The organism is Anaerococcus sp., assembly GCF_030825785.1.
Taxonomy (GTDB): Bacteria; Bacillota; Clostridia; order Tissierellales; family Peptoniphilaceae; genus Anaerococcus.
In genome coordinates this window covers 1-9729 of sequence record NZ_JAPJPG010000048.1, presented here as the reverse complement: position 1 = coordinate 9729, position 9729 = coordinate 1, and the positions used below count along the sequence as shown (strand labels likewise).

At 37.2% G+C, this 9729-nt stretch carries 12 protein-coding genes; 11 read left to right on the top strand and 1 reads right to left on the bottom strand.

Going from position 1 to position 9729, the window contains the following annotated elements:
* Positions 1 to 201: 201 nt before the first annotated feature.
* The 11 genes from RCH56_RS06655 (at position 202) to RCH56_RS06605 (ending at position 9220) form a co-directional block, all read left to right on the top strand.
* Positions 202 to 654, top strand: coding sequence for an RpiB/LacA/LacB family sugar-phosphate isomerase (locus tag RCH56_RS06655; RefSeq protein WP_012803542.1), 453 nt, complete (start codon positions 202 to 204; stop codon positions 652 to 654).
* 9 nt (positions 655 to 663) lie between these two features.
* On the top strand, positions 664 to 1194 hold the full coding sequence (gene lacB, locus RCH56_RS06650; protein WP_306484197.1) for a galactose-6-phosphate isomerase subunit LacB: 531 nt from the start codon (positions 664 to 666) through the stop codon (positions 1192 to 1194).
* 6 nt (positions 1195 to 1200) lie between these two features.
* Positions 1201 to 1668 (top strand): PTS sugar transporter subunit IIA, encoded by a 468-nt coding sequence (locus tag RCH56_RS06645; RefSeq protein WP_306484196.1) that lies wholly within the window; start codon positions 1201 to 1203, stop codon positions 1666 to 1668.
* A 9-nt stretch (positions 1669 to 1677) separates the two neighbouring features.
* Positions 1678 to 1983: a PTS sugar transporter subunit IIB gene (locus RCH56_RS06640; protein WP_306484195.1), complete on the top strand. Its 306-nt coding sequence runs from the start codon at positions 1678 to 1680 to the stop codon at positions 1981 to 1983.
* Positions 1984 to 2023: 40 nt separating this feature from the next.
* Positions 2024 to 3442: a PTS galactitol transporter subunit IIC gene (locus RCH56_RS06635; protein WP_306484194.1), complete on the top strand. Its 1419-nt coding sequence runs from the start codon at positions 2024 to 2026 to the stop codon at positions 3440 to 3442.
* 53 nt (positions 3443 to 3495) lie between these two features.
* Complete coding sequence (locus RCH56_RS06630) at positions 3496 to 4245, top strand: DeoR/GlpR family DNA-binding transcription regulator (RefSeq protein WP_306484193.1); 750 nt, start codon at positions 3496 to 3498, stop codon at positions 4243 to 4245.
* A gap of 86 nt (positions 4246 to 4331) precedes the next feature.
* On the top strand, positions 4332 to 5465 hold the full coding sequence (locus tag RCH56_RS06625) for an SIS domain-containing protein (RefSeq protein WP_306484192.1): 1134 nt from the start codon (positions 4332 to 4334) through the stop codon (positions 5463 to 5465).
* A 5-nt stretch (positions 5466 to 5470) separates the two neighbouring features.
* Complete coding sequence (locus RCH56_RS06620; RefSeq protein ID WP_306484191.1) at positions 5471 to 6172, top strand: GntR family transcriptional regulator; 702 nt, start codon at positions 5471 to 5473, stop codon at positions 6170 to 6172.
* Positions 6173 to 6186: 14 nt separating this feature from the next.
* The gene (nagA, locus tag RCH56_RS06615; RefSeq protein WP_306484190.1) at positions 6187 to 7314 is read left to right on the top strand and encodes an N-acetylglucosamine-6-phosphate deacetylase; all 1128 of its coding nucleotides are present in this window, start codon (positions 6187 to 6189) and stop codon (positions 7312 to 7314) included.
* Positions 7311 to 8237: a hexose kinase gene (locus RCH56_RS06610; protein WP_306484189.1), complete on the top strand. Its 927-nt coding sequence runs from the start codon at positions 7311 to 7313 to the stop codon at positions 8235 to 8237. Before nagA ends, RCH56_RS06610 begins: the two co-directional genes overlap by 4 nt.
* Entirely contained in the window at positions 8237 to 9220 is a 984-nt protein-coding gene (locus RCH56_RS06605) for a tagatose 1,6-diphosphate aldolase (RefSeq protein ID WP_306484188.1), read from the top strand. Before RCH56_RS06610 ends, RCH56_RS06605 begins: the two co-directional genes overlap by 1 nt.
* 45 nt (positions 9221 to 9265) lie before the next feature.
* On the opposite strand, the gene RCH56_RS06600 is transcribed toward RCH56_RS06605, so the two are convergent.
* Positions 9266 to 9729 (bottom strand): hypothetical protein (locus tag RCH56_RS06600; protein WP_306484187.1); only part of this gene is annotated, 464 nt, incomplete at its 5' end.

The following is a 9729-nucleotide window of genomic DNA, read 5'->3' as shown; positions in this document are numbered from 1 at the left end:
CGTGTTGAAAGAAGTATCATTTACTTCTACCAACACGATTTATTATAGACCCTTTATATATTAGCTTGGGATATTTTTATTTGTCTAATAATAGATTGAAACTTTCTTGAAAACGCTTGACAAATGTTTTCTTCTGATGTAATATAAAAATAAGCAAACAAAAAGAATAAATAAATAACAAAAACAAACACAGGAGGTTTTATGAAAGTCTATATTTCTTCCGACAAGGATGCCCTAAAACTCAAGGATGCCTTGATCGAAGAGTTAGAAAACAAATCTATCGCTTATGAAGATTTGACAGAAGATGGTTTTGATTTCGTGGACAGCTCTAATGCAGTATGTGAAAAGCTTTTAGAGGTTGATGGAATCTTAACAACAGGAAATGATGATGCAAGTGTAGGGATAGTTCTCGACAGATACGGAGCAGGATCCTATATGGCTTGCTCAAAGCACAAGGGAATGGTAGCTGCAGAAGTATCTGATGAAAGAAGTTCCCTAATGACCAAAAGGCACAACGGAGCAAGAATTCTTGTAATGGGCTCAGGAATAGTAGGAGAAGATTTAGCGAAATCTTGTCTAAGAAACTTCCTAAGCCATGGTTATGACGGAGGTCGTCATCAAATAAGAATCGACATGCTCAACAAGATGATGTAGGAGTTAAAGATGAAAATAGCATTAGGATGTGACCACATAGTAACAAGTCTAAAAATGGAAGTATCTGACCACCTCAAAAGTCTGGGCCATGAAGTAATAGACGTAGGATGTTACGATAACACAAGAACCCACTACCCAATCTTTGGAAAAAAAGTAGGAGAGCTAGTAGCAAAAGGCGATTGTGACCTAGGAGTAGTACTCTGCGGAACAGGAGTTGGCATATCAACAGCAGTAAACAAGGCCTTCGGCACCCGTTGCGCCCTAGTAAGAGATTGTGCGACAGCAATCTATGCCAAAGAAGAACTAAACGCCAACGTAATATCTTTTGGTGGAATGATAGTAGGAAGAGACCTAGCCTTTGAAATAATAGATTCATTTATCAATGCAGAATACAAGAAAACAGAAGAAAATGAGAAACTAATAGAAAAACTAATGGCAATAGAAGAAAAATACAAAGAAGATGAAAAAGACCAAGTGTCTAATGATAAATTCTTTGATGAATTTTTGGATAAATGGGATAGAGGAGAATACCACGATTAGTTAGTTATGTCAGAGTTTATAGTAAGAGAAAATGTATATATATCTGATGCTTCTAGCAAAGAAGATCTATTTAAAGAGCTTTACGACAAACTTAAGGCTGATGACCTAGTAAATGATAAGTTTCTTCAAATGGTCGAAGAAAGAGAGGAGAATTATCCAACAGGAATGGATATGTCTCTTGTAAGCGATAGCTTGCCTAATATAGCTATACCTCACACAGAAGCGGAAGCTTGTAAGGTTACTAGGGTTATACCAGTTAAGTTAAACAAGAAGATAAGCTTTAATAATATGATTGATCCAGAAAAAGAATTAGATGTTTCATTTATTTTCATGATATTAAATAGTGAAGGTGGAATGCAGACTGATGTTCTCGCAAAGATAATGGATTTTGTTACAAAAACACAAGGAATAGAAGAGCTTTTCAGTTTAGATAGCGAAGATAAAATTTACGAATTTATTGAGAAAAATTTTTAGGAGGAAATTATGATTAAGATTTTAGCAGCATGTGGAGCAGGTGTTAATTCAAGTCACCAAATCAAGAACGCTTTAGAAAACGAAATGAAAAATAGGGGCTATGAAGTAAAATGTGATGCCGTTATGATAAAGGATATCACAGAAGATATGATTAAAAAATACGACATATTTGCTCAAATTTCAAAAACTGATTTAGGATTTGATGTAAATATTCCTGTAGTAGATGCAGGTCCAATCCTTTACAGAATGCCAGCTATGGCTAAACCTGTTTACGATAAGGTTGAAGCAATAATAAAAGAAGGAAATCTAAAGTAAATTAATAGATATAAAATAATTAACAAAATGGAGAAATAAAATGAGTGGAATAATAGAATTTGCTAATACCTATTTGGGAAAATTCATGGATATTATAATACCTTCTGTGCTCATGCTTTTGGTACTTACAATTATATCTGTAATTGTAGGAGTTAAATTCTCAAAGGCCTTAGAAGGTGGTATTAGGCTTGCAATTTCAATTACTGCTATTGGTGCGGTAATGAATATACTAACCTCAAGCTTCTCAGAAGCTTTGCAAGCTTTCGTAGGAAGAACAGGAATTGAATTAAGTATAACTGATGTGGGTTGGGCTCCTCTTGCAACAATAACTTGGGGATCTCCTTACACCTTATATTTCTTGCTGGTAATGATAATAGTAAATGTAGTTATGCTTTTACTAAACAAAACTAACACATTGGATGTTGATATTTTTGATATATGGCATTTGGCAATAACTGGTCTATTTGCTATGTATATGGGTGCAAGTCTACTTGTAACAACACTTCTAGTAATATTTATAGGAGTATTAAAGATTATAAACTCAGACTTGATGAAACCAACCTTTAATGATCTTTTGGATGCACCAGACGAAAACCCGATGACAACTACCCACATGAACTATATGATGAATCCAATAGTCATGTTATTTAATAAGATTATCGATAAGATATTCCCATTCTTAGATAAATACGATTTCGATGCTGCAAAGCTTAACTCTAAAATCGGATTCTGGGGATCTAAGTCAGCTATAGGAATCTATCTAGGACTATTTATTGGATTACTTGCAGGTATGCCTTTGATGGATACCTTCACCCTTGCCTTTACAGCAGCAACTTGTTTGGAACTATTTTCTGTAATAGGTCAATGGTTTATCGAATCAGTTGAACCCCTATCTCAAGGTATTGCAGACTTTGCCAACAAGAAACTTGGTGGACGTAGTCTAAATATCGGACTTGACTGGCCATTTATCGCAGGACGTTCAGAAATGTGGGCAGCTGCAAATATCTTAGCACCAATTATGCTTTTAATAGCAATCATACTTCCTGGAAACAAGGTGCTTCCATTAGGTGGTATAATAGCAATGGGACTTACACCAGCGCTACTAGTAGTAACTCGTGGTAGAATCATAAGAATGATACTTATAGGTACATTTATGTTACCAATATTCCTATGGTCAGGTACCTTGATAGCTCCTTATGCTACAGAGGCAGCTAAATCAGTAAATGCCTTTCCAGCAGGCCTATCTGAGTCAGCTCTTATAACCCACTCAACTCTCGAAGGACCAGTTGAAAAGTTTGTAGCTTACTTTGTAGGACTAGGAAATGCACAAGGTGGAAAACAAATACTTATTGCTCTAGTAGTAATAGCTGTATATCTAGCTCTATTCCTATGGTATAGGAAAGAAATGATCAAGAGAAACGAGGAATACAAGGCTGGAAAAGAAGATGTAATAGAATAAACACAAAATACCGTCAATCATAGCATATGACGGTATTTTAAAAGGAAAAAAATATGTTAAAAGAAAAAAGACACGAACTAATCCTATCTCAACTAGCAAACGATGGGATAGTTCAAGTTTCTAAACTAAGTGAGTTTCTTAAGGTCACCGACATGACTGTAAGACGAGACTTAAAGGAATTAGAAGATCAAAATCAACTTGTTAGGGTTCACGGCGGGGCCAAGAGTCTTGAGAAGGCTCTTCCTCGTGAGTTTTCTAATGAGGAGAAGATGTTAAAGAACAAGGACAAGAAAGAATATATTGCAAAAATTATAGCTTCTCTTATAGGAGATGAGGAGAATGTATTTCTTGGAGCAGGAACAACTATTGAGTATGTAAGCTCTTATATGGCTAATAAGAACTGCAATATATACACGAATTCCTTGTATCTTTTTGAAAAACTTAAAAAAATTAGGGGACTTGGGGTCTTTCTAATTGGAGGAGAATTTAGAGAAATTACTGGTGCTTTTGTTGGGAGCCTTGCCCTAGATCTTGTAGAAAAGATAAGATTTACCAAGGCCTTTATTGGAGTAAATGGTATCTGCGATTCTTTCGCTTACACCTACAGCGTCGACGAAGGGATCCTTCAATCCAAGATATTAGATAATTCAAATAAGGCTTATTTAATAGCAGATTCATCCAAGATCGGTGTGGAAGACTTTTATGCCTTCTATAATATAGAAAATGCTGATGTCATAAGTGATGATAAAATAGGACCCAATGGTATCGAATTGATAGAAAAACACACCAAGCTTATTAACTAAATTAAGTGAAAACATTGGCTATGCTGGTTGACTAAAGTAGTCACAACTTATATAATTATAGTGGTAGTTACCAGTAGGAGGTATAAATGTTTTTAGATTTAGATTATATTAAGGAAAATGATGCTATAAATACTTATAGTGAGATTTTCCAGCAAGCTAGTATTTGGGAGCTTGTTTATGAAGATTACAAAGAAAGAAAAAGTGAAATAGAAGAATTTTTGGATAAGGCAAGAGGCGCTAGGGTTATCTTTACTGGTGCTGGTACTAGTGAGTATGTAGGAAATATCGCCAAGGAATACTTAAAGGCCCATGGAGATTTTGAGTTTGAGTCTGTTGCCACAACAGATTTGGTTTCTTGCCCTTATCTTCACTTCAAGAAAGATCGTAAAACTCTTCTAGTTTCTTTTGCAAGAAGCGGTAATTCTCCTGAGTCTCTGGCTGCGGTAGAGCTTGGAGAGAGCTTGGTGGATGATTTTTATAATCTGGCTATAACCTGTGCTGAAGATGGCAAGCTTGCGGAGAGATTATATGATGATGAGAAATCTTACGTATTTATAGAGCCAGCTGGTACGAATGACAAGGGTTTTGCTATGACAAGCTCCTTTACTTCTATGCTTTTGACAAGTCTTTTGATTTTTGATAAGTCACCAATAGACAAAGAAGAAGCTGTCAAAAAGCTAGAAAGGGCTGGAAGAGAAATCCTTGATGATAAGGAAAATATTGAAAGTCTAGTGAATTTTGATTTTGATAGGATAATTTATCTAGGAAGTGGTCCTTTGTATAAGCTTACCAATGAGGCAAGGCTTAAAGTCCTTGAGCTTACTGCTGGTAAGGTAGCAAGCATGTATGAGTCAAGCATGGGATTTAGACATGGCCCAAAGTCCTTTGTGGATGACAAGACCTTGATTGTATCTTTCCTTTCATCAAATCCTTATACAAGAGAGTACGATAAGGATATTTTAGATGAGTTAAGCTTAGATGGTATCGCCAAAAGGATAATAGGGGTTTCAAGCGAAGAAGTCGAAGGAGACTTTGATAAGTTGGTTTATAATGTAGACGGACTAGGAGATGCTTATCTTTGCGTCTTATTTGCTGTGATAGCTCAAGTTATTAGCCTAATAACTTCTCTAAGGGTAGGAAATACCCCTGACAATCCTTCCAAGTCTCACACAGTAAACAGGGTTGTAAAGGGAGTTACTATCCACGAGTACGATAAGTAGGGCCTATGAGTCTTTATTCTGAGATTGTAAAAGACCTTACAGAGAAAATCTCCACTATGGAAAAGGGAGATAAGATTCCCTCTGAAAGACAGCTTTGTATTGACTACGATGTGAGTAGGACCACTATTAGAAATGCTATAGGAGAGCTAGTCAATAGTGGTCTTATAGTTCAAATCCAAGGTAAGGGGAGTTTCGTCACAGGCAAGCACAATTTGAGGGACAATCTTTCAAATTATTATTCCTTCACCCAAAGGACCATAGCCAATGGGATGAAGCCAAAGTCTGAGATAATCGACTTTAGGATCAAGAAGGCCAACAAGGATTTGGCAGGACAGATGAAGCTTGAGAATATGGACTTGGTAATTGAGCTTGTAAGGCTTAGGCTTGCTGATGATGAGCCTATGATGTATGAGACAACCTACATTCCCTATGAGAGATTTACCAATATTTCTAGGGAGCTTGTAAGCAAAAAGCCCCTCTATGATATATTTGATGAATCAAATGCTGCGATTTTCACAGTAAATGAGAGGTTTTCTGTTGGAAATTTGACTAAGAAGATTGCGGGTTTTTTGGGACAAAGGCCCGATGCTCCAAGCCTTAAGATTACAAGAAAGAGTTTTGATTTTGACGAGAATTTACTAGAATATACTATATCCTACGCCAGAGGAGACAAGTTCTACTATGAAACGAGTTATAGTCCGAGATAAGCTAAGGAGATTAAATGTATTACTCAGCAAAATATATAGTGCTAGAAGATAAAGTTTTAGAAGATTATTATATGGAAGTGGAAGATGGGAAAGTGAAGTCATTTTCCAAAGACAAGCCAGAAGAGTTTGAATACTTGGGTGAGATAATAGCCCCAGGTCTTGTAGATACCCACATTCATGGATATGCCGGCAAAGACATTATGGATTGTGAAAGGGGCTATCTAAACGAAATATCCAAGGGAATTTTGGAATGCGGAGTTACAAGCTTTCTTCCAACAACACTTACAGATACTACAGAAAAGCTTGATAAGGCTTGTGAGATAATTGGTGAAGAATACGAAGATGTAGAGGGCGCTAAGGTTCGTGGAATCTTCCTCGAGGGACCATTTTTCACAGAAAAGTATAAGGGAGCCCAAAATGCTTCCTATATGTCAGATCCTTCTATAGATAAGCTAAAAAGGTGGAAAGAACTCTCCAAGGGCCTTGTAAATAAAATTGCCATAGCTCCAGAAAGAGATGGAGCAATCGACTTTATCAAAAAAGCCAATGCTATGGGCGTAAGAGTTGCCCTAGGTCATTCTGATGCAAGCTTTGAAAAAGCTGTAGAAGCAGTAGATGCTGGAGCTAATATTTTTGTCCATGTCTACAATGGTATGAGTGGCCTCCATCATAGAAACCCTGGTATGGTGGGAGCTGCTATGAAGACTGATTCTATAGGAGAATTAATTTGTGATGGCCATCACGTAAATCCTGCTGCAGCAGAGATCTTGATGGACATAAAGGGAAGAGATAGGATAGCTCTTATTACAGATTGTATGTCAGCAGGTGGAATGCCTGAAGGAGACTACAAACTAGGAGAGTTTCCTGTAATAGTAAAAGATGGTACAGCAAGATTGAAAGACAGTGGAAGCCTTGCAGGATCTATCCTAAAACTTAAGGAAGCTGTCAAAAATGTTGTGGAATGGGAGATTGCGGATGTCTTTGAGGCTATACAAATGGCAAGCCTCATTCCTGCCAAGTCTGTCGGAATCGACGATGTATGCGGAAAAATCCACGAGGGCTATGATGCAGACTTTATAGTACTTGACGGTAAATTAGACCTTACTGCAACTTTCCTAAATGGAGAAAGGGTATTTGGATGATACTAACGATAACAGCGAACCCTTCTGTAGATATTTCTTACCAATTAGATAAGTTCAACATAGATGATGTTACAAGAACTAGCGATATAGAAAAACACGCTGGTGGCAAGGGAATCCATGTTGGCTATGTTCTAAAAGAATTGGGAACTAAGCCTGTACATTCAGGATTTGCAGGGGGAAAGCTTGGAGAATTTATAGAAGAAGGCTTAGAAAAAAGAGGTCAAGAGGCGAGATTTGTTAAGATTAAAGGAGATACAAGAAACTGTATAGCCATCCTTCACGAAGGAAAACAAACCGAAATCCTCGAGGCAGGCCCAACTATAAGTAAAGAAGAGGAAGAAGAATTCCTAAATAAGCTTGATCAAATAAGCGAGGGCTGCCATATAATAAATATATCAGGATCCCTTCCAAAGGGACTTACAAGTGATTTCTACAAAGAGATAATTAAATATGCCAAAAAGCATGACAAATTCGTTTCAGTAGATACTTCTGGCAAGACTCTTAAAGATATGATCAACGCAGAAGATAAACCAGACCTCATAAAGCCTAATGAAACAGAGATAGCCGACGTACTAGAAAGAAAAATAGAAAAGAAAGACCTTAAGGAGATTCTAAAGCAAGCACCATTTAAGGATATCCCATATATAATAGTATCTATGGGAAAAGACGGGGCTATGGTTAAGATTAAAGATAAAATCTACAATGCCAAGGTTCCAAAAGTAGAAGCCGTAAATCCAGTAGGAAGCGGTGATTCATCCCTTGCAGGGGCGCTTTTTGCAATAGATCGAGGAAAATCTGATGGAGAAATAATAAAGATTTCAATGACTTGTGGTCTATTAAATGTTCTCACAGAAGAAATCGCCCACATAGAAATAGAAAAGTTTGACAAATATTTCGAAGAAATAAAAGTGGAGGAAGTATAATGAAAATTTCACAAGAAAAACTAGCAAATCTCAAAAAATTAGTAAATGAAGACGGAGCCATAGCAGCCCTTGCAATAGACCAAAGAGGATCAATGGAAAAAATGATGGGAGCAGCTAACCCTGACCTTAACAATGTAGAAGGAATCGGAGCCTACAAGGAATTGGTTTCAAAGGAACTAACACCATTTGCCTCATCAATCCTACTTGACCCCATCTATGGCAAAAAAGGAATTGCCGCTAAGGAAGAAGGAACAGGACTTATCCTAAGCTACGAGCAAACAGGCTATGATGAATACGATGAGGGAAGACTTCCAAGACTTATCAACTTCATGAGCGTACTTAGGGCAAAAGAAATGGGAGCTAACGCTATTAAGACTCTTCTCTACTATGATTGCGATGATGAAGAAGAAACAAATGACATCAAAAAAGCTTGGGTAGAAAGAGTTGGATACGAATGTGAAGGCCTAGGACTACCACACTTCTTGGAAATTATCACCTATGATAGAAATATGGAATCTGAGAAAAACGCTGAATATGCAAAGGTAAGACCACACAAGGTAAATACTGCGATGAAAGAATTCTCTGATCCAAAATACAAGGTAGATGTTCTTAAGGTTGAAACACCAACTAACATGAACTTTGTAGAAGGACTTGGCAAGGAAGAAGCAGTATACACAAGGAAGGAAGCAATCAAACACTTCAAAGACCAATCAGATTCAACTGACTTACCATTCATCTTCCTATCAGGTGGAATTACAGCAGAACTATTCCAAGAAACATTGAAACTTGCCAAAGAAGCAGACTCACAATTTAACGGAGTTCTCTGCGGTAGAGCAACTTGGAAAGACTCAGTAGAAATATATGGAAAAGATAAAGAAGAAGCCAAAAAATGGCTAGAAACAACAGGAAAAGAAAATATTCAAAAGCTAAATGAAGTTCTAAAAGAAACAGCTCACTCTGTTTTTGAGAAAATAGAAGAATAAAAAATAATGCAGGAAGCAAGGAGATTTTGCTTTCTGCATTTTAATTTAAGAAGAAATACTAGCACTTTTGACAAGTCCATTTTCTATGACGAGTACAAGTCCTAGACCTGTGTCCTTACATTCTTCTAGGTAGGAATTAAACTCATCCACTGTCATGATTTGAGGCTCGGCCATGCCGCTTGTAGCCTGAAAGACTGTATCCTCATCAAAGGAGAAGTCATAGGTCGAATTTGCCATTATTTGGTAGTCATCGAAGGCTCCGACCTCTTCGCTATAGGATAGGCTACCCTTTATAGTAAAAGTGCTTGTAGAAGCATCTGCGAAGGCTTCTTGGCAATATCCTATAGTACCCTGGGCTTTCCCGCCGCTTTCAGAGGCAAGGATAGTCAAGTATTGGCCATTAGCTAGGAAATCTCTGTTTTCTGAAGTAGAGTCCTCTTGGATTTTTTCATCTTCAGAAGGAATTTCTTCTTGCCCCTTCTTATTTTCCAAATCCTTATCTTTAGGAG